This is a genomic window from Shewanella sp. 0m-8, from assembly GCF_052977265.1.
The window spans coordinates 91,968-117,494 of sequence record NZ_JBRIMB010000007.1; the positions used below are offsets into that span (position 1 = coordinate 91,968).

The 25,527-nt window shown below is 46.1% G+C and carries 21 protein-coding genes; 12 read left to right on the forward strand and 9 right to left on the reverse strand.

The genetic code is table 11. The features are described 5' to 3' along the window. The 6 genes from ACVBIO_RS05250 to rraB all read left to right on the forward strand — a co-directional run bounded on the left by ACVBIO_RS05250 (position 1) and on the right by rraB (position 4,866). The gene (locus ACVBIO_RS05250) at positions 1 to 282 is read left to right on the forward strand and encodes an ABC-type zinc uptake system zinc chaperone (protein WP_447159812.1); all 282 of its coding nucleotides are present in this window, start codon (positions 1 to 3) and stop codon (positions 280 to 282) included. Positions 283 to 359: 77 nt separating this feature from the next. Further along, positions 360 to 1,556, forward strand: coding sequence for a hypothetical protein (locus ACVBIO_RS05255; protein ID WP_447172136.1), 1,197 nt, complete (start codon positions 360 to 362; stop codon positions 1,554 to 1,556). Continuing rightward, the gene (locus ACVBIO_RS05260) at positions 1,540 to 2,466 is read left to right on the forward strand and encodes a metal ABC transporter solute-binding protein, Zn/Mn family (protein WP_447172137.1); all 927 of its coding nucleotides are present in this window, start codon (positions 1,540 to 1,542) and stop codon (positions 2,464 to 2,466) included. The genes ACVBIO_RS05255 and ACVBIO_RS05260 overlap by 17 nt, the downstream gene beginning before the upstream one ends. A gap of 99 nt (positions 2,467 to 2,565) precedes the next feature. Next, positions 2,566 to 3,369, forward strand: coding sequence for a metal ABC transporter permease (locus ACVBIO_RS05265; protein ID WP_447163269.1), 804 nt, complete (start codon positions 2,566 to 2,568; stop codon positions 3,367 to 3,369). 322 nt (positions 3,370 to 3,691) lie between these two features. Continuing rightward, positions 3,692 to 4,420, forward strand: a complete 729-nt coding sequence (locus ACVBIO_RS05270) for a 1-acylglycerol-3-phosphate O-acyltransferase (RefSeq protein WP_447159725.1) — start codon at positions 3,692 to 3,694, stop codon at positions 4,418 to 4,420. Between the two features lie 29 nt (positions 4,421 to 4,449). Beyond that, on the forward strand, positions 4,450 to 4,866 hold the full coding sequence (rraB, locus tag ACVBIO_RS05275; protein WP_447159724.1) for a ribonuclease E inhibitor RraB: 417 nt from the start codon (positions 4,450 to 4,452) through the stop codon (positions 4,864 to 4,866). Between the two features lie 78 nt (positions 4,867 to 4,944). Here rraB and ACVBIO_RS05280 read toward each other — a convergent pair whose 3' ends face one another. Together ACVBIO_RS05280 and ACVBIO_RS05285 are read right to left on the reverse strand one after the other, a co-directional pair. Further along, the gene (locus ACVBIO_RS05280; RefSeq protein WP_447159723.1) at positions 4,945 to 5,916 is read right to left on the reverse strand and encodes a GGDEF domain-containing protein; all 972 of its coding nucleotides are present in this window, start codon (positions 5,914 to 5,916) and stop codon (positions 4,945 to 4,947) included. 13 nt (positions 5,917 to 5,929) lie between these two features. After that, positions 5,930 to 6,925, reverse strand: a complete 996-nt coding sequence (locus tag ACVBIO_RS05285; protein ID WP_447159722.1) for a response regulator — start codon at positions 6,923 to 6,925, stop codon at positions 5,930 to 5,932. 380 nt (positions 6,926 to 7,305) lie between these two features. Here ACVBIO_RS05285 and ACVBIO_RS05290 point away from each other — a divergent pair, with 380 nt between their 5' ends. Together ACVBIO_RS05290 and ACVBIO_RS05295 are read left to right on the forward strand one after the other, a co-directional pair. Continuing rightward, a complete protein-coding gene (locus ACVBIO_RS05290) occupies positions 7,306 to 8,112 on the forward strand; it encodes a crotonase/enoyl-CoA hydratase family protein (protein ID WP_447172138.1) in 807 nt (268 codons plus the stop codon). A 172-nt stretch (positions 8,113 to 8,284) separates the two neighbouring features. After that, positions 8,285 to 8,776, forward strand: coding sequence for a YqhA family protein (locus ACVBIO_RS05295; RefSeq protein ID WP_447172139.1), 492 nt, complete (start codon positions 8,285 to 8,287; stop codon positions 8,774 to 8,776). A gap of 86 nt (positions 8,777 to 8,862) precedes the next feature. Here the strand turns inward: ACVBIO_RS05295 and ACVBIO_RS05300 are convergent, their stop codons facing one another. Both ACVBIO_RS05300 and rapA read right to left on the reverse strand, forming a co-directional pair. Then, on the reverse strand, positions 8,863 to 9,669 hold the full coding sequence (locus tag ACVBIO_RS05300) for a DUF3530 family protein (protein WP_447172140.1): 807 nt from the start codon (positions 9,667 to 9,669) through the stop codon (positions 8,863 to 8,865). Positions 9,670 to 9,896: 227 nt separating this feature from the next. Further along, positions 9,897 to 12,803 (reverse strand): RNA polymerase-associated protein RapA, encoded by a 2,907-nt coding sequence (gene rapA / locus ACVBIO_RS05305; protein WP_447159718.1) that lies wholly within the window; start codon positions 12,801 to 12,803, stop codon positions 9,897 to 9,899. A 340-nt stretch (positions 12,804 to 13,143) separates the two neighbouring features. Between rapA and ACVBIO_RS05310 the strand changes: the two genes are divergently transcribed. The 4 genes from ACVBIO_RS05310 to ACVBIO_RS05325 all read left to right on the forward strand — a co-directional run bounded on the left by ACVBIO_RS05310 (position 13,144) and on the right by ACVBIO_RS05325 (position 21,716). Beyond that, the gene (locus ACVBIO_RS05310; protein WP_447159717.1) at positions 13,144 to 14,538 is read left to right on the forward strand and encodes a PhoH family protein; all 1,395 of its coding nucleotides are present in this window, start codon (positions 13,144 to 13,146) and stop codon (positions 14,536 to 14,538) included. A gap of 181 nt (positions 14,539 to 14,719) precedes the next feature. After that, positions 14,720 to 18,424, forward strand: a complete 3,705-nt coding sequence (locus ACVBIO_RS05315) for a response regulator (RefSeq protein ID WP_447159716.1) — start codon at positions 14,720 to 14,722, stop codon at positions 18,422 to 18,424. Between the two features lie 258 nt (positions 18,425 to 18,682). Next, a complete protein-coding gene (locus ACVBIO_RS05320; RefSeq protein ID WP_447163268.1) occupies positions 18,683 to 21,085 on the forward strand; it encodes a zinc-dependent metalloprotease in 2,403 nt (800 codons plus the stop codon). Positions 21,086 to 21,404: 319 nt separating this feature from the next. After that, complete coding sequence (locus ACVBIO_RS05325) at positions 21,405 to 21,716, forward strand: hypothetical protein (protein WP_447159714.1); 312 nt, start codon at positions 21,405 to 21,407, stop codon at positions 21,714 to 21,716. A gap of 129 nt (positions 21,717 to 21,845) precedes the next feature. On the opposite strand, the gene ACVBIO_RS05330 is transcribed toward ACVBIO_RS05325, so the two are convergent. The 5 genes from ACVBIO_RS05330 to ACVBIO_RS05350 all read right to left on the reverse strand — a co-directional run bounded on the left by ACVBIO_RS05330 (position 21,846) and on the right by ACVBIO_RS05350 (position 25,447). Next, a complete protein-coding gene (locus tag ACVBIO_RS05330) occupies positions 21,846 to 22,202 on the reverse strand; it encodes a DUF6677 family protein (protein WP_447159713.1) in 357 nt (118 codons plus the stop codon). A 61-nt stretch (positions 22,203 to 22,263) separates the two neighbouring features. After that, the gene (locus ACVBIO_RS05335) at positions 22,264 to 22,638 is read right to left on the reverse strand and encodes a hypothetical protein (RefSeq protein ID WP_447159712.1); all 375 of its coding nucleotides are present in this window, start codon (positions 22,636 to 22,638) and stop codon (positions 22,264 to 22,266) included. A gap of 120 nt (positions 22,639 to 22,758) precedes the next feature. Then, the gene (locus ACVBIO_RS05340; RefSeq protein WP_447159711.1) at positions 22,759 to 23,157 is read right to left on the reverse strand and encodes a c-type cytochrome domain-containing protein; all 399 of its coding nucleotides are present in this window, start codon (positions 23,155 to 23,157) and stop codon (positions 22,759 to 22,761) included. Positions 23,158 to 23,362: 205 nt separating this feature from the next. Further along, complete coding sequence (locus tag ACVBIO_RS05345; RefSeq protein ID WP_447172156.1) at positions 23,363 to 24,019, reverse strand: Qnr family pentapeptide repeat protein; 657 nt, start codon at positions 24,017 to 24,019, stop codon at positions 23,363 to 23,365. A 66-nt stretch (positions 24,020 to 24,085) separates the two neighbouring features. After that, positions 24,086 to 25,447 (reverse strand): MATE family efflux transporter, encoded by a 1,362-nt coding sequence (locus ACVBIO_RS05350; protein WP_447172141.1) that lies wholly within the window; start codon positions 25,445 to 25,447, stop codon positions 24,086 to 24,088. Positions 25,448 to 25,527: the final 80 nt, after the last annotated feature.

Here is a 25,527-nt window from a genome sequence, read left to right on the forward strand (position 1 = left end):
ATGAGTAGCGTAAAGCAGAAACTGGTAATAGGGCTTGTTGCCGTATTCCTGTGCCTGTCGTTTGCGGCGTCCGCTCATAGTCTGAGTCATTTGGACGATGGCGCTAAAAACCATTGTACTCTGTGTTATCACCAACACCAGGTCAATAACCTGCTGCCCAGTTGTGAACTTAAGCTTGCTATTGAGCGTCAGGGAATTGAAAGCCAAGAGTACATCCTGCCACCTTCATACTCACGTCATGTGAGTTTCTTTAATAGCCGCGCCCCTCCAGCTTCAGCGTAATTCTTCATACCAAACAATAACTAAGAATTTTTTAAAGTATTCCCACAGGGAAGGCTTAGCTGTATTTCGGAGAAAAGATGACTATTTCAACTATGCGCCTAACTGGCGTAGCAGCAGCGTGCGCACTATTTTCAACTCAAGCTTTAGCAAGCGATCCCAGTTTAACTAACCCGGCGATCAGTGCAGTACTTGATGGCTATTATCAAAGCGCCGAGCGACCGATGTCAGAGCGTGTTGAAGGGTTTGGCTTAGGCCATACTGAGGTCGCAATGAGCGCCAACATTGACGATATGTTTTACGGTAAATTAACGGCTGTCGTCGAGATGCATGACGGTGAAACTGAGCTGGGTTTAGAGGAAGCCTTTATTCAAACTCTGGCGATGCCCGCTGGTTTTTCGGTGCGAGCGGGTCGTTTTCTGTCTGACATTGGTTACTTGAACAATCAACATGTACATACGGATGCGTTCTCAGATAGACCCGCGGTTTATCGTGCTTTCTTGGGCAGCCACTATTTTGATGATGGTGTGCGCTTGAACTATGTTGCACCAACAGATCTCTACTGGACCATGGGAGTCGAGAGCTTTAAGGGTGACAAAATGCGCGCTGCTGATGAGCATGGCGAGCGCGATTATAAAAACCTTGGGGTTTACACCGCCTTCACCAAATTAGGTGGCGATGTGGGTGATAACGGTTCTTGGCAAGCAGGATTAAGTTACCTACGTAATGAAAATGGCCGTATGACAGCGGATGAACATGAGCACGTTGAAGTGCAAGATGACCATGGCCATGATCACAGCCATAACGCCCAATACACCGGAGAGAACACTTACATTGCAGACTTTGTCTATAAGTGGGCTCCTAATGGTAACTATAAGTACCAACACCTAACGTTAAGTGGTGAGTATTTCCGTGTCACCGATTTTGCCCCACTTGAAGAGCATCATGACGAGCATGAAGAACCGGGTCACGATGATTCAGGCAAAGATTATCAAGATGGATGGTACTTGAGCAGTGTTTTTCAATTCTCACCTCGTTGGTCTGCCGGGCTACGTTATGGCCAGATCGACACTCAAATGATGCATAGCGATCATTTTGACTCACAAAAATTGAAAGAAACTGAAGTGAGTCTAGCTTGGCATCATAGTCACTTCTCTACTGTGCGCTTGCAGTACACCAACCAGCAGGGGACAAACTTTGATGGGATCGAAGATGACAACGTCATCACTTTACAATATGTCATGACTCTGGGGGCTCACGGTGCGCATCAATTCTAAGCCGTTTTTATCAAAAGGGGTTCAAGCCCTAACATTAGCACTGGCATTAGGTGTGAGTAACAATGCCGTTGCTGCGTTAAACATTTTTGCTTGTGAGCCTGAATATGCCGCATTAGCGAAAGAGCTGGCGCCCGGTGCAAAGATCTACTCTGCCACGACGGCGATGCAAGATCCGCATCAAGTGCAGGCGCGTCCAAGTTTGATCGCTAAAATGCGTCAAGCCGATCTGGCAGTCTGTGCCGGTGCGGATCTTGAGGTTGGCTGGTTGCCAATGTTGCAGATGAAGTCTGCCAACGCGAAAGTGCGATCGACCGATCAGGGGTTGTTCTTCGCATCTGAGCAGATCGATACGCTAGATCAGCTCGAATCGGTGGATCGCTCTATGGGTGATGTGCACGCAAAGGGCAACCCGCATCTACATTTCGATCCTAATCGTTTAGTGGGCGTTGCCAGTGGCCTAACCCATAAGCTTATCCAGCTCGATCCCGATGGCAAAGCTGATTATGAAGCGGCCTTGGCCAGTTTTACTAAGCGTTGGCAAGCGGCTATCCCTAAGTGGGAGGCGAAAGCCAAATCGCTTCAGGACAGTAAAGTGATCGCTTACCACTCTAGTTTCAAATATCTGTTTAACTGGTTAGGGCTAGAACAGGTGGCGGATCTTGAGCCAAAGCCTGGGATCCCGCCTAGTAGCTCGCATTTAGCCAGCTTACTTAATCGTGCTAAGCAAGGTGATATTTTAGCGATCATTATCGCGTCATATCAGAGCGAGCGTGGGGCAGAGTGGTTATCGGAGCGATCGGATCTACCTGTGCTGATATTACCTATGTCAGTTGGGGGCAATGATCAGAGTGTCGATCTGTTTAGCCTTTACGATAGTGCCATCGATCTCTTGTTGAGTGCTAAGCGTTAACGTCTATAGCTTGATATTGATTATTGTTACTGAGTGAATAAGGCGGATCGTGCTTGAGCGATCCGCCTTAGGTTTATCTATTATGATAAGAGTCTAACTATGTTTGATCTCGATCTACTTTCAATTTTATTCCCCGCTTTTGTGGCGGGCGTCTTGGTACTGTCGACTCACGTTGTCTTGGGGCAACAAGTATTAAAGCGCGGCATTATCTTTATCGATCTGGCTATCGCGCAAGTCGCAGCGTTAGGCGCCATTGTTGGCCACCTTAATCATGATATCGAGGCGCTGCCTTTTTCACATGTGTGGATGCCAGCGCTGTTTGCTATAGCTGGTGCAGGATTTATCGCGTGGCTTTCTAAGCGAATGGCCGATGAGCTAGAAGCTATTATCGGTTGTTTCTATGTGCTGGCGGCAGTGGCTGCCATGTTACTGTTATCAAATGATCCCCACGGCGCCGAGATGCTAAAAGAGCTGATGTCTGGGCAGATCCTGTGGGTGAGTTGGAGTCAGTTAATTTTGCCTGCCAGTGTGTATTTGGCAATCTTACTGGTATTGTTTTATAAGCCAGACTTGCTGAGTGGCCGCGCTTTTTATCTTATTTTTGCCATCGTGATAACCCTTTCTGTAGAGCTTGTTGGGGTGTATTTGGTATTTAGTAGTTTGATATTGCCAGCGCTGGCCGTTAACCACTTCTATGGCCGATTTAAACTATTTTGGGCTTATATGGTAGGGCTTCTAGGATACATATCGGGGCTCGTCTTGTCGGCTAGCTTAGACTTACCTAGTGGTGCTGCGATCGTATCGACCTTAGCCTTGAGTGCTATCGCCTTTAGGTTGGTACTTAAGCTTAAAGGAAAATCAAAGCAGTCTGTGAGCGGCGAGACTCGATACGAGCACTCTTAGTCGATGACGGGTAGCCGATAACAGATAGCAGAAGCGCTGTCGCAATATGGCCAATAACAGTGACTTGATCAGAGCTCGTTAAGCATAAACGTGGCAGGTCAGACCTTAAGGGGTGGGGAACTAAGCTAAAATCTTCCAAAATATTTGAGCATGGTTAAAGTTCGCTTAAGCCGTTTACGCTAAAGTAGCATCCCTTGAATTTGCTATCATGCATATTCAGGCTACACGTGTAAACTAATGTTCATTAACATAAGTTGTATTTATATTGAGTCGCACTTAGTTGGTGGCTATACTGGCGCCAATTAAATCGCGGGAGATTATAGTGCTGTTAATCCTTAGATGTTTGATCTTGTCTGTCATGCTGTTATTAGCCTTTGTTATCGGTGGCTTAGCTTGTATTTTACGTCCTCGGCATCGAGATAACGTACATATGTTCGCCAAAGTCTTTTCTTGGGCGGCACCAGTACTTGGTATCAAAGTCATTGTGCGTAACTCACAACAGCAAGGCGATAAGCCGTGCATTTTCCTGGCAAACCACCAGAATAACTTCGATATGTTCACTCATACGGCCGTCGTACCCAAAGGCACGGTGAGTTTAGGTAAAAAGAGTCTTGCCTGGATGCCGTTATTTGGACAAATTTACTGGCTGTCTGGCAATATTCTGATTGATCGGAAAAACCGTAACAAAGCATTTGATACCATGGCAGCAACAGCCCGCAAGATAAAAGACAAATGCTTGTCTGTGTGGATCTTCCCTGAAGGCACACGTTCTCGTGGTAAAGGCTTACTGCCATTTAAAGCTGGTGCTTTTTATACGGCAATAGCTGCGGGTGTACCTATGGTACCTGTATTAGCCTCAAACCAGTGTCATATTAAGTTGAACCGTTGGAACAATGGTGTGGTGATCATCGAAATGATGGATCCAATTGAAACCGCAGGTTTTGATAAAACACAGGTGAAAGAACTTTCTAAGCGCATTCACACTATGATGTCTGAAAAGTTATCTCAGTTGAACCAAGAAGCTTCTGCATTAATGACGAAAGCGGTATAATCGGTCGCGAAATTTTTGAGGAGTTATCGATGTCTATTGAACGCCAGTTAAAAGAACAGAAACAAGAAAATAGTGAGATCGTTGAAGCGATCCTTGCAGATGGTTCATTGGCCGATGCCGACTACACCATTGAGCATCACTTCTCATCAACTAACTTTGATCGTTTAGAAAAAGCGGCTGTTGACGCATTTAAGCTAGGTTATGAAGTTAACGATGCTGAAGAGATGGAGTTAGAAGATGGCTCAGTGATCTATTGTTTCGATGCTGTCGCTAGCCATGAGCTAAAGACCGACCTGTTAGATGAAGCCTGCGAAAAAATGATTAACATCGCGGCTAAACAGAAGATTGATTACGACGGTTGGGGCACGTATTTCATCGACGAAAATGGCGAAGAAGTCCGAGATGACGATGAATATGACGACGAAGACGAAGAGCCTGTGCACTAATTGGTGCGCTTAGCGTTAAAAATAATGCCCATCTAGTGATGGGCATTTTTGTGTCTGTTTTATACTGATGGGTATAGGCTACTCATGAGTGATACAGCAGTTACGTCCTGCTTCTTTCGCTTGATAAAGTGCTTGGTCGGCTTGAGATAACCAAGTCTCACAGTCGTTTACCTCTGGCTTAATTTCACAGATGCCGATGCTGATAGTGACCTTGATAAGCTGTTCTTCGTAGGCAATTTGCAACTGCTCAACTTTCTTGCGCAGACGCTCTGCAAAAAAGCGGGCATTGACCGCAGGAGTATTGGCCAGCACCACTGCAAACTCTTCACCACCATAGCGTCCTGCGCAGTCGGTTTCTCGCAGTGATTTTCGAATGGTATGAGAGACATTTTGGATGACTCGATCGCCGGCTTGGTGGCCATAGGTATCGTTAATTACTTTAAAGTGGTCGATATCTATCATCACTAGGCTGGTTTCACTGCCATATCGAGTATGGCGATCGAACTCTTTCTGTAAGCATAACTCCCAATGACGACGGTTAAATAGCTGGCTAAGACCATCAATTTGGCTTAAGTATTCTAAGCGTTCATTAGCCGACTTTAGTTGTAATTTATTGATGGCGACGTCAGTGACATCGTAAACAATCATACTAATATGAGTCACTTCACCTGAGAGTGATGATAACGGCAGCAAGGTGACATTCTGGTACATGAAGTCAGCTCTGCCTGTAATAGGCCGATAATTTTTAAATTCGAATATAAAAGGGCGTTGTTCCCAGCTGATAAAAGCGCGGTTCTTTAATAGATAGACCGACTCCATTTTTTGCTTTAACCATTGTGCGGGTAGGTATTCAAACTGCTCAAATAGATTCTTATCTTTGATTGAATTGGGGGTTACACCGCTGTGGTTTTCCATGAAACCATTCCACAGTTGAATGTTGTAATCACGATCGAGTACCACTAAGCCTACCTCTATGGTCTGTACCATATCGATTAGCCAGTGGAGTTCGTTCATTGCACTGTTGTCTACAGCTTTCTGATCTGTTGCCATCCTAATATCCATTTCAATCGAGCAAGTAGCCGAGCTTATAGTTGAGCGTTGGCAGTGAGTCTTCGGTAAACAGTAACAGCAGATCACATTGAATATCATGATCTTCAATACGGTAGTTAATTTCCATCGCCAATGTACGGCTCCATTTATCCGCGTTTTCACTAATCAGGCTGTTAACGCTGCAGTGTCTGCCAAGAACGACGGGGTGACTTTGGCTAAACTTCATGTGTAACTGCTCTGATATGCCGTTGAGGAAGGCACCAATCAACACATTACCCGTGTCTATCATGACTTCGAGTTCGGTGTGTTCATCTTCTGGGTGTTCAAGCTTCATCAGCTTAGCCATATCTTTAAATGAAGAGTCATGGAAAAGTAATAGGGCTTCTCCTGCGACACCTGCACCAATAAAGCCTTGGCATAACGCCGATACCGTGCTGTATTCTTCAGTGGCCTTAAGTGTCATGGTCAGTTCACTGACCTCAAGTACGTTCACATTAGGAATAGGCAACTTTACAAATACGTTGAGTAACTTAGATAAGAGATCGGCCGCGCGCCCCATGGCAACGTTGGCGACTTCTTGGCAGGCATCGCGCAGATCGACCTGGATCATCGGCGCTTGATTTTCACCACCGCTTTGGGCCAACTCTAAAATACCGTACTCTTGCAAAATATGGCTAATTGAGCCGGCACTCACAGGCTTTTGAATAAAATCGAGTGCGCCTAAGCTTTTAACGCGTTCGTGAGCCTTAATTTGAATATCACCAGAAACCACAATAACTAATGCTGGAAGATCTTCTTTTTGAATGGCTTCTAAGACTTGATAACCATCCATTACGGGCATGTTGAGATCCAGAAACACGACTTCGCCTTTGCCTTCGCGAATGGCCTCTATTCCTTCTAAGCCATTGGTGGCATAGGTTATTTCAATATCCCAGTCTTTTGGGAGTGTGCGAGCCATCTGTTTTCTGGCTAGCGCAGAGTCATCACAAATGAGTATGGGGAGCGGCATTATTATTATTTTTCCTATTATCCATCAACAGCTTTTTTGTGATTTTAATTAGTCTATTGCCCCGTTCATGAAGCCTCTGTCATTTTTTGGGATCAATAACTCGCCACTGTAATACAATAAATTGCATTTCAGCGGTGCATCCTTGGCTTATGCCTTCGAAGAGAAATGGTTCTCGGTAGCTTCCATAACATTGTCCCTTATGAGAAGGGCATGCGCTACGGCCAGATTATTAATTATCAACTAATTAATAGAAAGGCTTATTTTATGACAATAAAATGACGTTTGTCATAATTCAAACACATGTTATAGCTATTAACGAAATAATCCAAATGTGTTAACTTGCCAATCTGGACAGACCACTTGCCAAGAAAGGCCCCAAGATGACTTATGATTTATTACGTTTGACCCAAAAAAATGGCATAGCTTATGTGAGCCTTAATCGACCAGAAAAATATAATGCACTGAGTTATAAGCTTTTTACTGAGATAGAACACTGTATAAAAACCTTGTCGAAAGACCGTTCGCTTACCGCTGTGGTGCTGTTCGGTGAAGGCGGTAATTTTAGCTCAGGTTTAGATGTAAAAAGTGTGATGAACTCGCCGTTAGACGCCGTTAAGTTATTATTTAAGTGGTTGCCAGGTAATGCAAATTTGGCGCAGAGGGTTTCTATTGGTTGGCGCAGATTACCGGTACCCGTTATCGCGGTGCTTGAGGGTGTGTGTTACGGTGGCGGCATGCAAATCGTTCTCGGGGCGGATTTTAGAATTGCGGCTCCCGATTGCAAAATGTCAATTATGGAAGCCAAGTGGGGTTTAGTACCCGATATGGCTGGACTTGCAGGTTTACGAGAGTTGATGCCAAAAGATCAGGCACTTATGTTGACGATGACGGCGGATGTGTTAACTGCAGAGCAGGCGTTAGCAAGCAATTTGGTCACCGCAGTCGCTGATGACCCGATGGCCGCAGCGACTGCGCTAGCGACTAAATTATCGCAAACCTCGCCCGATGCTAATGCCGCTATCAAGCGAAGTATTAACAAGAATTGGTCGGCTTCTGTTCGTCAATTACTCAGGCGTGAGTCTTGGTATCAGCTACGATTACTGCTGGGGAAAAATCGAATCATTGCCGCATTAAGACAAACTAAAAGCCCTGAAAAAGCCTATCGAAACCGAGATTCAGGTTGGTAATTTTGGGTAAAACGATGAAGTGTGATCAGATTCACGAATTGCTATGAATTTTATGTAGTAGGCAGTGGCTTCTTTTACACTCCTCGCTAATTCACCGCTTTGTTTGCTCGCTTAGGTTTGGCAGCGATTTAGCGAAACCATATTCCATTCAACCAATTGGAACTCTTTACTCATGCGCGAACTTTTTGAACGTTTTTTATGGAGCAGTCGTCTTTCTGTGATGTTTGGTGTGCTTTCCTGCATCATTGCTGCTTTCGTTGTTTTTGCTATGGGGCTCAGAGATGTGGTGCATATGATTGAGCTTATTCTCGGTTATATATTCAGCGGCAGCCATGCGGTACGTAATGTTCTGGTGATGGTTGTGGTTGAGATCTTAGACACCTTCCTATTAGGTGCTGTACTGCTTATTTTTGCATTTGGTCTGTATGAACTGTTTATTAGCAACCTTAAGCATGCCAGCCAAAGTGAGGCGGGCGGTAAGATCCTCATCATTAGTAGTATCGATTCGCTCAAGAGTAAGCTCGGCAAAGTGATCTTAATGATGCTGATCATCAAGGTGTTCTCTTTCTTTACCGATATGAAGCCTACATCTATGTTAGATCTGCTGTATATGGGGATAACGGTGTTACTCATTGCCGGAGCGCTCAAGCTCAGTAAAGACTAATATCGAGCGCGTAAGTCCATCATTAAAACGATGGCTGAGCCTGCGGTATGACTAGCGGTTTGACTAGCTGTTTGATTAGATAAAGCCTATCCATTTGGATAGGCTTTATTGATCCTACTGGCAAAACCTTCAATAAACTTAAGGCTATTATTCCAAGAGACTTGCAGTGATAGATCCAGTGATAACAACTGCTGGCTATATCGTGTTGGTGCGTTGGCTGGTGATAATACGCGTCGCTGCGTTTGGGTCGCGAGCGAAGCCGAGCCGCCATCGTTTGATTGTATATCGAGTACCGGTATCGATAGCGCAGCCAGCTTTTGTGGTAGTGCATTATTAACTGTGGCTATATCGCTGTATGGGTTTATCACTACCAGTATGTCAGGCATCGGCAGGTGTTTAGCCGCTAACAACTCAATGACCAAATTAGCACTGTCACCGATAGCAATAAGCATACGTTTACCAGCAAAGTCCTTGCCCAAACTATCGAGCTGCGCCATAGCGCTTAGCATAAAGTCTCGCTGCTGCTGTTGAGTTTGAGCCAGTTGTTCGGCGCTAAAGTCAGGTGTTTCTTGGTTAGCTGGTACTGAGCTTTGCTGCTCGCCCGCTTTAATCACTTCTTCGGCGTGAGTGACGAAATATGGCGTCTTACTCAGGCTCGGGGGAGTCAGTGCAAGTGTTGCCCACCCTGAGTGGTTTAACTCGTGTCTAAGATTGCTAACGAAACCAGGTGCATCGGCTCGCTCTGAAAAAGCAGGCACGATAATGGTTAACCTGAGTTGCAGCTTGCCTAACCAAGGACGCAAAAGAGCAGGGACATCTTTACCTTCCACCTGCAGTTGTTTGAGCTCGCTTGGAGGAAGATAGCTGTAATCCACCCGCTCATGTGTGGGCACTGTATCGGCTATACATGAGTTGGCTAGCAGGCAAGTGCTGCAGACTAGGAGCAATAGGGGAGTGGACTTAGAAAAACATCGAGAAAACTTCATCTTGGACTGCAGCCTTTTTACGCTAAAACATCGAAGCGAATAAAATCTTGCGCAGTATATACATAATTGGTCAACATTCGGCAAAAAAAAGCCTCGAATTATCGAGGCCTTATGATACCCATTACTGTGACTTGTTATGCGTGGCTAACTAATACCAGTCTAACCGCATCAAGTTGTAGCTTGCTGCTGTCTAGGTAACGGTTTAATTCGCTCATCTGATCGCTAAGGTGAGTTAGCTCTTCATCACGAATGTTTGGGTTAACTGATTTTAGCGCTTTTAAGCGTTCAAGCTCACCAGACAACTGACTGGTCATCTTCTCGCGAGCACAATCTGTTAGCGTTTGTAGCTCGGCATTGGCAAACGTTTCAGCCTTAGCAAATAGCGGGTGTAAAATCGCCTGTGATGCATTGACTAGCTTGCTGGCAATATGGCGGTTCACCGCGCTTAACTGTTTGTTAAAGCTTTCGTAAGTCACATTGTCAGACAAGTTATTGCCATTCTTATCCAGTAACACACGTACAGGTGTTGGCGGTAGGTAGCGGTATAGCTGGCTTGACTTAGGTGCAGACGCATCGGCTAAGTAGATAAGCTCAAGGAAGACGGTACCTGCTGGCAACGCCTTGTTCTTTAGTACTGCTACGCTAGTGGTTCCGGTTTCTGAAGACGTGATTAAGTCTAGACCCGTTTGTACCAGTGGATGCTCTTGAGTGATCAGCGCAATATCGTCACGAGACAGGGCCATCTCACGATCGAAGGTCACGGTAATACCATCTTCTGGCAGACCAGGATAAGTCGGGAACATCATGTGTTCGCTTGGGTGCAATACAATGGCGTTCTCGCCGCTGTCTTCTTGCTCGACACCAATAATATCCCAAAGGCGGATCACCGAGCCGATAAGCTGAGTGTCACCATCTTTGTCTGCCAAACTCTGTACTAACTTGTTAGCACGTTCGCCGCCGTGAGAGTTGATCTCAAGCAGTTTGTCGCGCCCTTGTTCCATCGCAAGCTTTAGCTCTTGATAGCGCGCTTTAGTGTTATCCAGTAACGTTTCTAGGCTTGTATCGTCATTATTTAGCAAGGTTTCTAGCAGCTCACCAGAGAACTCGTTAAATAGAATGTGACCACTTGGGCAAGTACACTCAAAAGCGTTTAAGCCCTGGTGATACCACTCGGTCAATCTTTCTTGCGCCGTGTTAGCTAAGTATGGCAAGTGGATCTCAACATCGTTCTTCTGACCGATACGATCGAGACGACCAATACGCTGCTCAAGTAGATCTGGGTTTAACGGTAGATCGAACAATACCAAGTTACTGGCGAACTGGAAGTTACGGCCTTCTGAACCAATCTCACTACAGATAAGCGCCTGTGCGCCACCGGTTTCCTGTGCGAAGTAAGCACCCGCTTTATCGCGCTCGATAATCGACATGCCTTCATGGAAGACCGTTGCCTGAATACCTTCGCGAGTACGTAATGCTTCTTCTAAGCTCAAAGCGGTTTCCGCTTGGCTAGCAATAATCAGTACTTTCTTGCTGCGGTTGGTCTTTAAGAAATCAATGAGCCAATCCACACGCGGGTCGAACTTCCACCAGCTAGCACTGCCGCTATCAAAGTCTTGGTAGATCTTCTCTGGGCTTAATACTTGGCGCACTTTAGCATTGGTGTCTAAATGCTTGTTCATCATCGCGCTAACGCGGTAAGCGGTAACATATTGCTCAGGCATCTTTTGTGGATGCACATGCAGATTACGTTGTGGGAAGCCTTTAACTGACGCGCGGCTATTACGGTAAAGCACGCGGCCTGTACCGTGACGGTCGAGCAGATCTTGTAATAGCTCATCACGCGCCTGGAAGCGAGCGTCGGCATTGGCTGCTTCATCTTGAATAAGGCTAATGGTAGCGCTGATATCTTTTTCACCAAGCAGCTGGGTTAAGCCGTTAATCGACTCATCCGACAGCGCTTCTCCGCTGGCGAGTGCATCGGCTGCGGTTGCGACATCTTTGTAGCTATCTTCTTCTTTTAAGAAGGCTTGATAGTCATAGAAACGATCTGGATCTAATAGACGCAAACGCGCAAAGTGACTCTGGTGACCTAGTTGATCAGGTGTCGCGGTTAGCAGTAGTACGCCAGGCACGACTTCACTTAAGGCTTCAACAATTTGGTAAGCGCGGCTTGGGGCGTCTTCAGACCATTCTAAGTGATGCGCTTCATCGACAACCATTAGATCCCAATCGGCATCTAGCGCTTGCTCTAAACGACGCTTTTTACGCAGCAGCTCCAGTGAGCAAATCACTAACTGTTCAGTGTAGAAAGGGTTGTCGTTATCGGCATAGGCTTCAACGCAGCGGTCTTCATCAAATACAGAGAAACGCAGGTTAAAGCGACGTAGCATTTCAACCAACCACTGGTGACGCAGTGTATCAGGCACAATAACTAAGATACGCTCAGCACGACCAGTCAGTAGTTGCTGATGAATAATTAAACCCGCTTCAATGGTTTTACCTAGACCCACTTCATCGGCTAGCAATACGCGGGGTGCAAAACGCTGACCCACTTCGTGTGCAATCCATTGTTGATGTGGGATCAATCCAACGCGTGGCCCTTGTAGTCCAAGCAGATCAGATGTGGCGAGCTTATTTCTCAATAGCTGACACTGATAGCGCACATTAAACCGATCGAGACGATCGATTTGACCGGCGAATAGACGATCTTGTGGCTTATTGAAACGGATATTGTGATTTAGCAAGGTTTCGCGCAGGCTAACTTGCTCGCCAGTTTCGCTATGAGTGCCGTGGTAAATAATCAGTGAATCTTTTTCTTCAACCTCAGTGACCGTAATGCTCCACTCTTCATGGCTCTCTACAGTGTCGCCTGGGTTGTAAATAACACGTGTTAGCGGGGCTTCGGTTCGAGAAAATAATCTATTCTCGCCAGTTGCAGGGAAAAGAACGGTGACCATACGGCCTTCAACTCCAACAACAGTACCTAAACCTAATTCTGATTCAGTGTCACTGATCCAACGTTGACCTAAGGAAAACGGCATTTAAAACTCTCATATACTGGGTGAATCACAAGGGGCGCGTATGTTATACCAATCGCGAGCATATTGAAAATTGAACCCGCGAATAATCGCCCTAATCGGAAGTAATAGTGTACTAAATAATCAGTTGCACCGAAGTATTTTTTTGTGTCATCGCTCTGTCACATCAGCTCGATATCAATGGTGAGGGCTTAAAAAGCTTAGTTGGCGGCTAAAAACTCACACAGAGCATTGAAGCCGGAACTTATTGGTGGCAGTATGGAATTGTTGTTAACAAATTAGTAACCAACAAAAGGAGCTGCACCGATCTTGTAATTGACACTAATACACAATTGGAGGCGCCATGGAACAAGACGACAGAAAGTTGTTTGTACTGGATACCAACGTATTACTGCATGAACCTTTAGCTATCTATTCATTTAAGGAACATGACGTAGTCGTACCAATGACAGTTCTGGAAGAGCTGGACCTGATTAAGGATAGAAAACGAGACGTCAGCCGTGATGCTCGAGTTGCGATTAGAGCATTAGAAGATATTTTGGGTGGCAAAACCACGCCCGAGCAAATCGTCCAAGGGGTTCCCCTGCCAGGACGTGAAGACCATGCCGATGTCAGTGGCACCTTATCAATTTTCCCCGACCATCAAATCGAGTTTACCACTGGCAGTATGCCAGGTGACAATAACGATAACCGTATCATTAATACTGCGCTGCATCTGCAGGCGTTACATAAACCTCGTAAGGTGGTACTGGTTACCAAAGATATCAATATGCGTCTTAAAGCCAAAGGTGCGGGCATTGAGCAGGTAGAAGATTACCGTACCGATCAGCTTATCGATGATATTCGCTTTTTAACTAAAGGCTTTCATCGCTTCGAAGGGGATTTTTGGCAGCAGACCGATGAGGTGAAAACCCAGAGTGATGGTCGCCATACTGTGCATAGTGTACCGATCGATAAGCTCGGCGATGATCTGTTTTACACCAATCAATATTTACTCGATGAAAGTAGTGAGTTTTGTGGACGCATTGTCGAGAAGACTCCTACTGATCTTAAATTTTTAGACTTAGGTCAAGAAAGGCTGATGAACCTCGAAGCTTGGGGAATTAAGCCTAAAAATATTTACCAAGGTATGGCGATGCAAGCATTGCTGGATCCAGATATCGATCTGGTGATCTTAACGGGCCCAGCAGGTTGTGGTAAAACCTTGCTCGCGATGGCTGCAGCGTTAGAGTTGGTGGTTGAACGTGGTAAATATGAAAAAATCATCGTGACCCGTAATACGCCTGAAATTGCCGAGTCTATTGGTTTCTTACCCGGCACCGAAGAGGAAAAAATGACCCCTTGGTTGGCAGCAATCACCGATACTTTAGAGGTGCTGCATAAGAATGATGTCAACCCGAGTGGCAGCATGAACTACATCATGGATAAAGCCAATATCCAGTTTAAGTCGATTAACTTTATGCGCGGCCGTTCGATTCAAAATTCGGTCGTTATCCTCGATGAGTGCCAAAATTTAACGGCTTCACAGATCAAAACCATGATCACTCGAATGGGTGAAGGCACTAAGCTGATTTGTAGTGGTAACCTTGCGCAAATAGATTCTAATTATTTAACTGCTGTGACCTCAGGTTTAACTTATATTGTCGAACGTTTTAAAGACTTCGATGGCAGTGCAAACATCTACCTCAATGGCGTTGTACGCTCACGTCTTGCTGAGTTTGCCGAAGAAAACCTGTAACCCGCTCTGTTTTGGTTGATAAATGGATTAGGCCTCACACTTGTTGAGGCCTTTTTAACTTCTAAGTTACACTTTTAAGCTATTATTGAAAGCTATCTTACTGATATTATTAACGCCAAAGTCCTGTCTTTAAAATGGGCGCATTTGAATAATCTCGTAAAGAGTATACCAAGGGTTGTAAATGAAACGGATTGAGCCGACTCTTCAGCTAAAGTCAACGATTCAGAAAAACTATAATAGAGCCGTTTTTTACACCTATATCGGCGTAATCATCATGGCTTTGGGAACCGCTTGGATTTCATTCGACAATCAGAAGGCCCAGTTAATCGCCCAAACCGAAGAGTTAGTTGAACGTCACGTGCTACAGGTGGACTTGCTGCTGGAGTCGAGTATTCGTGCGGTTAAGAGTCTACGCAACGTTGCCGTCGATCATTTACGATTAGGGGAGCTGGTGCGTAAGGACCGCTTACCTCAGTATGAAAAATTTAACGAGAGTGGCCAGTTCTTTACCTTAGAGCCCAGCTACGCCAAAAGTGGTGATCCTTTCACCAACATGGGACGCATCACTGGTGCGGGTTCGCTTAATGGTCGCAGCGAACAGTTTTATCAAGAACTGGAGATGCTGTTTGAGCTTTCGCTGTCTTTTCCGGTTGCAAACGAAGCCGCGCCTAAAGCCTCTTCTATCTATTACATCTCTAAACGCCGCATCATGTCTTATTTTCCGTGGCCGTCAGATGAGCAACGCTTTCGTGATGAACTGCTTAACAAGAAACAGTTTCAGTTAGTCACTCCCTCGAATAACCCGCAGCGCAGCTTTGCCTGGAGCCCCGCTTATGTTGAAGCGACCGGTAAAGGCCTATTAACTACGCTTGGGGTACCCATATATCTCGAAGATGAGTTTATCGGATCGATCAACTTAGACATGACGCTGGCCTCGCTGAGAAAGCAGATCCGCTTGTACTTTAAAATGCCCGGCACGGTTATTTTGCTGGATCAAAATAATAATATTTTGACCCATAGCGATATCGACAACTCTGATATCAATCGTGTTTATCATATTAGCCAGAAGATCCCGTCTGAGCTGCACTCGATCCCAGAGTCGGAGCTGTTTGATGCCCACGAAGGCATTATCCGAAACGGTTATTATATTCACTCTGTTGCGTTACATAACGCACCGTGGCGCCTACTGTATCTGCAAGATGTCGACGACCTGTTTAAAGACTCATGGGAAAAGCTGGAGATGACATTCGTGTTAGTTGTCTTAGCATTATCGATTTTGGTGACCATAGTACACTGGCAGACTCGCCGCTCATTCGTTAACCCGGCATCTCGATTGCTGACTCACCTAGAGGAGTGTTCGGCGGAACCTATCAAACCTCCCGAGAAAATTACCGTGGGATGGGCGCCCTGGTTCCAGTTGGTGAGCCGGATTTTTGAAGAGAACAAACAATATACCCGGCATTTGGCAGAGCAAAATCGGCGACTCGATAAGCTGGTGGCGCAGCGCACCGAGCGACTAAAAGAGACCACTGAGCGCCGCGAACAAGAATATGCGTTGCTACGTTCACTGCTCGACTCGATCCCCGAAGCGATTGTGTTTAAGGACAAAGAGGGTCGTTACCTAGGTTGTAACAAGTCAGCTGAGCGTATGCTGGGCTTTAGCGAGAGTGAAATTATTGGCCAGTTCTCAGATGCACTGACACCTGACGAGCAGTCGTTGCGTATTCGCGCCGAAGATGAGCGGGTACTCACAGATAGAACGCCGCTACGTTATCAGGAAAAGGTAGAGCTTGCGGGTAAACCTGTGCTACTCGATACCTTAAAAATCCCTTTCTATAACCGCCGTGGTGAGCTGTTAGGCCTTATTGCCGTATGGCGTGATGTGACGCGAGAATATGAGTCGGCGGAGCAGCTGCGTTTATCGGAAGAGCGTTATCACTTAGCCATGGACGCGGTGGAAGATGGTCTATGGGATTGGTATTTAGACTCTGAGCAGATTATTTGTAACCCAGCCTACTATTCAATGCTTGGTTATAAGGTCAATGAGTTCCCAGCCTTAGCATCAACCATTGATGAGCTGATCCATCCGGACGATCGCATTCGTGTGCAAGAGTATCGCGAGCAATACCTTGCCAATCCTGTTGGTGCCTTCGATATCGAATTTAGAATGCTTGGCAAGAGCGGTGAATATCACTGGTTATTGTCTCGTGGCCGAGTGGTAGAGTTCACCCCGAATAATCAGCCAAAGCGTATGGTGGGGACTCACAAAGATATTACTCGCCATAAGCGTAACGAAGTTTCGATGCTAGAAGCTAAACAAGACGCGGAAATGGCTAACCTGTACAAGAGTGAATTTTTGGCCAATATGAGTCATGAAATTCGTACGCCAATGAACGCCATTATCGGTATGTTGCAGTTGGCGCAGCGCACTTCGCTCACGCCAAAGCAAAAAGATTACCTTGAGAAAGCCGGCTTCTCGGCGCACTCGCTGCTGCGGATCATCAATGACATCCTCGATTTCTCTAAGATTGAAGCAGGTAAGCTAGAGCTCGAACGCGTCGCCTTCCCGCTAGATAAGGTATTAGATCATGCGCTTGATCTAAATGGACTTAAGGCACAAGAAAAGGGAGTCGAGCTGCTCTTGTATGCACCTGTTACCGCTGGACTTATTTTAGAAGGTGATCCACTGCGTTTAGGGCAGATCCTGATTAATATGCTGTCTAATGCGGTTAAGTTTACTCAGTCGGGTGAGATTGAGCTTGGCTGTGAAGATGTGGGCGAGCGCGATCACCGCATTACCCTTAAATTCTGGGTACGTGATACCGGTATTGGTATTAGTAAAGAACAGCAGGCGACCCTGTTTGATGCCTTTGCTCAGGCTGACGGGTCCACTACCCGCAAGTATGGTGGTACAGGTCTTGGGCTCTCAATCAGTAAACACTTAGTGTCGATGATGGGCGGTACCATGCAGGTTGAAAGTGAAATGGGGGTTGGCAGTACCTTTAGCTTCACCATTAGCTTTGAGATTGCCGAGGAGGCTGAGGTATTGCCGCTTGTCGTGCCTGAAACCTTAGGTAACCTTCAAACCTTAGTTATTGATGATAACCCAACGGCGCTGCAGATTTATTCGAGCGTACTAAGGGATTTCCATTTCAATGTCGACACGGCAGCAAGTGGGCCAGAAGGCCTATATAAGCTAAGTAAAAAACCTATCGATCTACTGTTGCTCGACTGGATGATGCCTGAGATGGATGGTCTTGAGGTGATTAAAGAGATCGATGCCATGGTGGCGGATGGTCGATTGGACAAGCGGCCGATCATTATCATGATGACCGCATACACTGCAGAGCCGATGCAAAAAGATGTCGCCGACGCGAACGTGTATGCCTTGCTGCAAAAGCCATTTAAAGCATCATCTTTATTCGATGAGATTATCTCAGCCTTTGCCGATGAGCCAAGTCTGAACCCTCTGCCAGATGTGATTGAAGAGGTGGGCGAACAAGACTCTGGTTATATTTTGCTGGTTGAAGATAACTTTATTAATCAGCAAGTGGCTACCGAGTTACTTAAGAGCGCGGGCTACACGGTCGATGTTGCCGAAAACGGGCAGATCGCCTTAGATATGATCGACAAAGCCAATTACGATGCGGTATTAATGGATATTCAGATGCCGGTGATGGATGGTCTTACGGCGACTAAAGAGTTACGTAAACGCTACTCAACCGAACAGTTACCGGTGATCGCTATGACGGCACATGCCATGTCTGGTGATAGGGAAAAGAGCTTAGCGGCGGGGATGAATGCCCATATTACCAAGCCGATAGTGCTCAATGAGCTGTTCGATACCTTGAGCCATTGGATAGCTGTGTGTGGCAGGAAGTCCTAAAGGCGAATGCCATAAGCACTGATGCTATAAACCCTGATGTGATAAACACTGATGTGACAAACACTGATGTGACAAACACTGATGTGACAAACACTGATGTGACAAACATAGTCGCTTAAGTGATAGTTACTCAAATAGAACAAGATAGGCTTGCTAAAGTGCAAGCCTATTTATTAAGCTAATCAATCTTAATAATAAAAATAAAGATTATTGTATTTAACCGAATGCGATAGCGATCAACAAGATCAAGGAGATCGAATGAGACCCTACAAACTCGCGCTGGCAATTGCACTCGCCGTAGTGCCTATGACCAGTGCAGTGGCTGCCACTACAAACACTGCAACACTGATTAAAAAAAGCCAGGCAGCAACAGGTTTCATTAATCTGTTTTATGACGCATCATCAGGGGATCTTTACCTCGAAGCCAATAAGCTCAACCAGCCATTTTTAATGCTAACCAGCCTCCCCCATGGCGTAGGCTCTAATGATATTGGTCTAGACAGAGGCCAGCTTGGTCGAACTCGCATGGTGCAATTTGAGCGCCATGGCCCTTACCTTATTTTAAAGCAGCTCAATACAGCCTATCGCGCTAACACTGACAACGTCGCCGAGCAGCGCGCCGTTAAAGAAGCTTTTGCCGAGTCAGTGTTGTGGCGTGGCAAGTTGGTTACGGGGAAGCGTAATCTTGTTGCGATCAACGATTTAGTGCTTAACGATCTACACGGGATCAGTGACGTATTAGAGCAAACCAAGCAAGGCAGTTATCAGCTCGACAAGAGCAAGTCACTTATTTTGCCTGAAGGGGTTAAATCCTTTGAACGTAACAGCGATATCGATGTGTTACTCACCTTCGACGCTGCCAAAGGCGGTGATTATGTTGCCCAGGTCACCCCTGATGCTAAGCACCTTTCGGTACGCCTGCGTTATTCATTTATCGCGCTACCAGAAGAGGGTTATCAAGCACGCGCTTATCACCCTTTAAGTGGTTACCTGTCTGATGAGTATTTAGATTATGGTACTCGTGTTGATGAAGATATTCGTCAGCGCTTTTTATTGCGCCACCGTTTAGAAAAAGTCACCCCTGGCAGTGCACCGAGTCAGGTGGTTAAACCTATTACTTATTATCTCGACCCTGGCGTTCCAGAGCCAATTAGAACGGCACTGTTAGAAGGGGCGAGCTGGTGGGAAGATGCATTTACTCATGCAGGCTTTATTAATGGCTTCAAAGTTGAGTTGCTACCAGAAGATGCCGATCCACAGGATGTGCGTTATAACATGATCCAGTGGGTTCACCGCGCAACCCGCGGCTGGTCTTATGGTTCAGCGGTTACCGATCCTCGCACCGGTGAGATCATTAAAGGTCATGTCACCTTAGGCAGTCAGCGCGTACGACAAGATCACCTTATTGCCCGTGGTTTAACCGCGGGTTGGGAAGACAGAGCCGCCGCCGGCGATGCGGCAATGGCGTTAGCGCTGGCACGTATTCGTCAGCTGTCAGCTCATGAGGTGGGTCACACCTTAGGGCTCGATCATAACTTTGCCGCCTCAAGTAACAGTAATGCCTCGGTGATGGATTACCCGCACCCTATGGTGGCAATCAATGGTGATAAAATCGATATCAGTAAACCCTACGACGAAGGTATTGGAGCGTGGGATAAATACACCGTGGCTTATGGTTACGGTGAATTTGCCGATGGCAGCGAGGCTCAAGGGCTTAGCAAGCTACGTGATGATGTGGCTAAACAAGGCCTAAGGTATATCGGCGAGGCAGACTCCCGTACAGCGGGAGCGAGTAATGCCTATGCTAGCCTTTGGGACAATGGTAATGATCCCGTTGCCGAATTAACGCGGCTTGCAGCAGTGCGCACCAAGGCAATTAATGATTTCTCTGCCGAGGCGCTACTTGCTGAGCAGCCTCAAGGCGAGCTTCAAGACGCATTTGTGCCTATCTACTTGCTGACCCGTTTCCAGATTGCTGCAGCAGCCAAAATGATCGGTGGCACCACATACAGTTATGGCGATGGTATCGATGGACAAACGTGGCACTATGTTGCGCCAGCGATTCAGCAACAAGCGCTAGAAGTCTTGCTAGCAAGCTTGTCACCAGAAGCGTTAGTTGTGTCTGAAAAGCTGCAAGAAGTATTGGTGCCTAAGGCGGGTAACTATTACAAAACTCGTGAGAGCTTCGACTCAGGTCTAGGGGTGATTACCGATCCTGTGGGAATGGCTGAAGTACTGAGCCGCTTGACCGTGTCACAGATTTACACTCCAGAGCGACTCAACCGCGTCAATCAGGCGTATTTGAGCGATAAAGAGCAGTTATCAGTGACCAAGCTGACCGACAAGGTGCTTGCTGCAACCTTGTTTAGCGATATCCCTACAGGACCAGAGCTAGGGGTGTGGATGCGCGTTAATGCTGTCACGCTTGATAGCTTACTTAGTGCTTATCATAACGACAAAACCCGCCCTGAAGTCAAAGCGCAGTTAGCAGAGCGCCTAACTTATACGGTTAAGCAGCTTAAACGCAAAGCTAAGCGTGTGAGTGCTTATGAATCGGCGCACTTTGCATGGTTGCAGCATGGTGTCGAGAAGGGACTAACCGATGCTAAGGCTAAGTTAATCACTAAGCCGTTGGCATTGCCGCCTGGCTCACCGATTTAAGGCTGACTATAAGGTTAAAGCCTAAGATTCTGCTCTCAGGTTAAGGCTTAAAATTAAAAGACGCGAATTATCGCGTCTTTTTTATTGCTAAGCCAAAACTGTCAATGAGCAAGCGAGTTATACCAACCCAGTCATAAAAAGTTAATTACCTCAGAAGGTTATAAAGTCATCCTATCTGATAAAAGCTGAACTCAGATTTAGCCTTTTATGTTTCATTTGTATCAAAATGCAATATTTGCCTCTTTTTTGTTCTCTAAAACAGTCGGATCACGTAGACTGATTGTTAATCGAGTGTAGGCAAATAAGATTGGAGTTGTAAATGAATAAGTTAACCAGCGTAGCCTTAACAGTAGCGATTAGCTGTATTTCCACCTCAGCAATGGCTGAGCGACCAGATTTCTCAAAAACAATAGCGGCAAGTGCCGATTATGATTTTTCAAAGAATATTCCAGCTAACCAAAAAAATAATATTCAGCGTGGCTCAACGCGTCATGACTTTTCAAAGCCACTAGCGGCAATGAATGAATATGATTTCGATAAGAATCCATATGCTAAAGTGACTCAGCATAAGCACTCATCGAGTCAGCATGACTTCTCTAAAACAGAGGCATTGCTAGACCGGACGCTGTAAGCGTTAGGCTTAACAGCAATGAAAAGGGCTACTGAACAGTAGCCCTTTTTTGTGGCTGAGTTTTAGCCGAGGCTCAGCTCTTGATACTGCTTAGTATTTGCTACTTATTTCTTACTTATTTCTTACTGATTAGTGCTTATGTTCTGCATCATCGAGCTGTTTGCCAAGACGGTAGGAGTCAATAATCCCAATGACCCATGCCAGAATAAATCCCATGGTAGCAATATTGATATAAAGCGCTTCATTACCAAGGGGCGCCTGGGTTACCGCACTGTAGATCGCATTAAGCTCAAGTGGGATCTCGCCATTTAATATTTGCTGAGAGATGATCTGCGCGCGTTGATAAGCGTGCCAGAGTAAAAAACATAGACTGGTTACAGTGGTGACCAGTAACACTTTACCCATGGCGTATTTCTTAAGATAAAAATGGCCACTGCCAGGGCAAATAAAGGCAGATAGAAGTGCAGCTTTTATGGATGTTTTCATGATGTATCTTGTCTGTTTCGTCGTGTTTTGAACAGGACTTAATGGATGAGCCCAATAGCGATCATTCTAGATCGATACGGCGGATCGCTTGCTGCAAAAAGTCGACTCTCTGTTGCAGCTTAGCTTTATGCATATCCTCTTTGCGATTGGCTGCTAACTGACTGTTGGCCCCTTGCAGCTCTTGAACTAACCAACCACGGATCATGACATAGTAACGCGAATCTGTGCCGTATTGGCTAATCAATTCTAGAGCGTCGGCTGAGGGATGTTGTATGGCGTTATCGAGGGATTTTACCATCACGCCAATGGCATACTCTTCAGACTGCAACGGCTCACTGGCCATCGTTGGGGTGGCTATGACTGCAACTAAGACTGTAACTATGACAGGGACCCGCATTACTTTAATTACGAGTGAAAATAAGGCTGTAACATTCATTTTATGAGCGCTCTTTCTTATCGTGATGGGCATAAACAGTAACAGTAACAGGCAATAGCAGGGAACACCCATAAATTTTTGTTTATGGGTGTTGCATCAATAACGGCTGGCACAGGGTGTTTAATTATCCATGGCGCCTTGTTCAATCCAATCTTTAATCACTTTAATCTGCTCGCTGGTCAGGGGTTTCCTTTGACCTTGGCTGGCGTGATCTTCATGATGCGGTGGCATCTGGATAGACGAGTCGAGCTGATGATCGATTGCGAGATAGAGCGTGCTCGATGTAGGGCTGTTAGCCACAACCACAGGCCCTTTGTTTGTACCTAGCATTAGGCTCGCGTAGCTATCGAGTATTAATCCTGAGCTTTGTGTGCCTTCACCCGTGGCTGAGTGACACTCAATACAAGATGCTTGGAAGATAGGTTGCACTTGATGTTTAAAGCTGACATTAGGAGTCAGGCCTAAAAAAAACACCAGAAAAATTAATGCAGACAGTAAGAGGATTTTGAGGGCGGTCATAATGACCTCCTTAAATACAAAAGTAATATAAAGCCGACTCACAGCCGAGTTTACAGTTACCTTAACTATAGTTGTTACTGCTAAATAACGTGTGTTAAGCGAAGGGGAACTGGAGCGGTAGCAGGCTTTATTGCGCTCAAGTTGATGCAGAATAATTTTTGCTGTGCAGCGATATGCCAGGCTAGTTGTTGTGAGCGACGACTGCCTAATCGGGCGTCACAATCAGGCCTAACGGCGCAAGTAGCTGCTCCTGTTGCCACTGATTAATCATGACACCTTCAAGGCTCACTACGCGCAGATCGAGTCCATCGAGTTCAACTCGGGTGATATTCGCACCTTGTAACTCAAAGCTGCCCCATTGTTCTGGCGAGAACTCGCCGCCGCTTAAATCGCTGCCTTTCATCGATGCGCCAGTTAAATTAGCGCCACGCCAGCGATTATCAAATAGCTCACACTCTTCCAGTAACATGCCGCCAAAATCGGCATAGGCTAAGTTACAGTTGGTGATATAGGCCGAGCAGAAATAGCTTTTAGAGGTAATGTAATTAGCAAAACTAGCGCGGCTAAAGTCGCTACCTTGTAGGTTAGACTCACGCATCTCAAGGCCGTAACAACGGGCCCCTTTAAAGATCGCCATACTCAAATTACAGTGTTTAAAGCTGGCATTGGTCAGGGTGGCGTAACTAAAGTCACAGCCCTTATCCTCACCTGGCACAATAAACTTACAGTGGATAAACTGGGCATCAGTTAAGTCGCTATGATTAAAGCGGCATTGATAAAAGCTGCAGCGCTCAAAGCGCGCATCTTGCAAGTCCTGATCAGAGAAGTCTTCATCATTAAAGATTTGGTCAACGGCGTGCATGAGCTGTTCCTTAGCGGTAAACGTTGCATTAACGATAGCCTCTGCAATTGGCATTTAGCATTAGCGTTAAGCTTGGCTAACAGTGATATCGGTTTTCTCTGGCTCCGAGATCCGTGTCGCCAAAATATAACAGGCAATACCCATAATCGCGTTAGTAATAGGTAGCGCTAAGAGCAAACCTTTCACTCCACCTAAATATGAGCCCAGCGCCGCTAACGGCAGCATGATTAAAAACAGACGGCACACGTTTAAGATAAGTGAGCTCATCGGCCTGTGATAGGCATTAAGTGAGGTCGCCACTAAAATCACCACCCCAAGCGGACCATAAGCAGCTGGCATAACTAAAATATAGAAACTGAGCCATTCAATCACCTGCGGGTCGCTACTAAACAGCTCTGCCAATGGTCTGGCTAAAAACAGCAGTGGTAAATACAGCAAGGTTTGGAACACCAATACAAATTTAAGTGACAGCAATAGCGCGCTACGGGCACGCTGGGGTTGCCCCGCGCCCAGGTTTTGCGCCACAAATGGCACTAGGCTAGATGACAACGCCATCACAGCAATCAGCATCACTGACTCTAAGCGAGTTCCGGCACCAAAGGCGGCCACCGCGCTATGGTCGATACGCGCCAGCATCGCCATAATAATGGCATTGGCTAGCGGGTTAAGTAAGTTCATCATCGCTGCAGGTTGAGCAATATGCGCCAGCTGCTTCCAGTTGCATTTCAGGCGAGTTATGTTGAGTTCAACAAAGCCGACTAAGTGGCGCTTAAAAATCAACAGATGAGTCGACAGTGACAGCGCCACCACCCAAGAGATCACGGTCGCAATCGCCGCACCTTCAATCTCTAAGCGTGGGAATGGCCCAATACCAAAAATCAGCAATGGGTCGAGAATAAGGTTGATTAATGCCGCGAGCATCATGATTTTTGCTGGAGAACGAGTATCCCCTGTGGCGCGCAGGCCTTGGTTACCCACCATTAGCAGCACCAGTAGTGGCGCCCCTAAGTACCAGATAAACATATAGTCATGAATAAGCGGTAAGCTGGACTGGTTGGCACCAAGCAGGCTAAATAGCGGGTCGATACACAGGCTGCCGAGTAGAGCGATAAAGGCAATAAGCAAGAAGGTCAGCATTAATGCATCGTGTAAAAACACCTTTGCCTTATCTGCATGTCCGCCGCCAATCAAGCGCCCTAGGTTAGTCGATACTCCAGCGCCAATACCGATAGCAATACTTGAAATAATCAAGGTCACGGGAAAGGTAAAACTGATCGCCGCTAAGGCTTCGGTGCCTAATTGGCTGATAAAAAAAGTGTCAACGAGGCTGAACCCGAGAATGGTTAAAATACCAATCAGGTTTGGAAGGCTCATATTTAGCAGTACACGACCAATTGGCTGAGATAGCAGCCCGTGTCTGTCTTTCATAGGGAACTCTTGCCTAGTCTTTACTCGGAGGGCGAATTCTATCAGGATTGCCACAAATTTTATCCGGCTGGGTCAAAAAA

Bases quoted from the DNA above. Each gene is read 5' to 3' on its own strand.
- ACVBIO_RS05340 (WP_447159711.1), bottom strand. From the start codon at position 23,157: ATGACCGCCCTCAAAATCCTCTTACTGTCTGCATTAATTTTTCTGGTG.
- ACVBIO_RS05285 (WP_447159722.1), bottom strand. From the start codon at position 6,925: ATGCCGCTCCCCATACTCATTTGTGATGACTCTGCGCTAGCCAGAAAA.
- ACVBIO_RS05325 (WP_447159714.1), top strand. From the start codon at position 21,405: ATGAATAAGTTAACCAGCGTAGCCTTAACAGTAGCGATTAGCTGTATT.
- ACVBIO_RS05350 (WP_447172141.1), bottom strand. From the start codon at position 25,447: ATGAAAGACAGACACGGGCTGCTATCTCAGCCAATTGGTCGTGTACTG.
- ACVBIO_RS05315 (WP_447159716.1), top strand. From the start codon at position 14,720: ATGAAACGGATTGAGCCGACTCTTCAGCTAAAGTCAACGATTCAGAAA.
- ACVBIO_RS05320 (WP_447163268.1), top strand. From the start codon at position 18,683: ATGAGACCCTACAAACTCGCGCTGGCAATTGCACTCGCCGTAGTGCCT.
- ACVBIO_RS05265 (WP_447163269.1), top strand. From the start codon at position 2,566: ATGTTTGATCTCGATCTACTTTCAATTTTATTCCCCGCTTTTGTGGCG.
- ACVBIO_RS05330 (WP_447159713.1), bottom strand. From the start codon at position 22,202: ATGAAAACATCCATAAAAGCTGCACTTCTATCTGCCTTTATTTGCCCT.
- rraB (WP_447159724.1), top strand. From the start codon at position 4,450: ATGTCTATTGAACGCCAGTTAAAAGAACAGAAACAAGAAAATAGTGAG.
- ACVBIO_RS05255 (WP_447172136.1), top strand. From the start codon at position 360: ATGACTATTTCAACTATGCGCCTAACTGGCGTAGCAGCAGCGTGCGCA.
- ACVBIO_RS05290 (WP_447172138.1), top strand. From the start codon at position 7,306: ATGACTTATGATTTATTACGTTTGACCCAAAAAAATGGCATAGCTTAT.
- ACVBIO_RS05295 (WP_447172139.1), top strand. From the start codon at position 8,285: ATGCGCGAACTTTTTGAACGTTTTTTATGGAGCAGTCGTCTTTCTGTG.
- ACVBIO_RS05310 (WP_447159717.1), top strand. From the start codon at position 13,144: ATGGAACAAGACGACAGAAAGTTGTTTGTACTGGATACCAACGTATTA.
- ACVBIO_RS05345 (WP_447172156.1), bottom strand. From the start codon at position 24,019: ATGCACGCCGTTGACCAAATCTTTAATGATGAAGACTTCTCTGATCAG.
- ACVBIO_RS05250 (WP_447159812.1), top strand. From the start codon at position 1: ATGAGTAGCGTAAAGCAGAAACTGGTAATAGGGCTTGTTGCCGTATTC.
- ACVBIO_RS05280 (WP_447159723.1), bottom strand. From the start codon at position 5,916: ATGGCAACAGATCAGAAAGCTGTAGACAACAGTGCAATGAACGAACTC.
- rapA (WP_447159718.1), bottom strand. From the start codon at position 12,803: ATGCCGTTTTCCTTAGGTCAACGTTGGATCAGTGACACTGAATCAGAA.
- ACVBIO_RS05335 (WP_447159712.1), bottom strand. From the start codon at position 22,638: ATGAATGTTACAGCCTTATTTTCACTCGTAATTAAAGTAATGCGGGTC.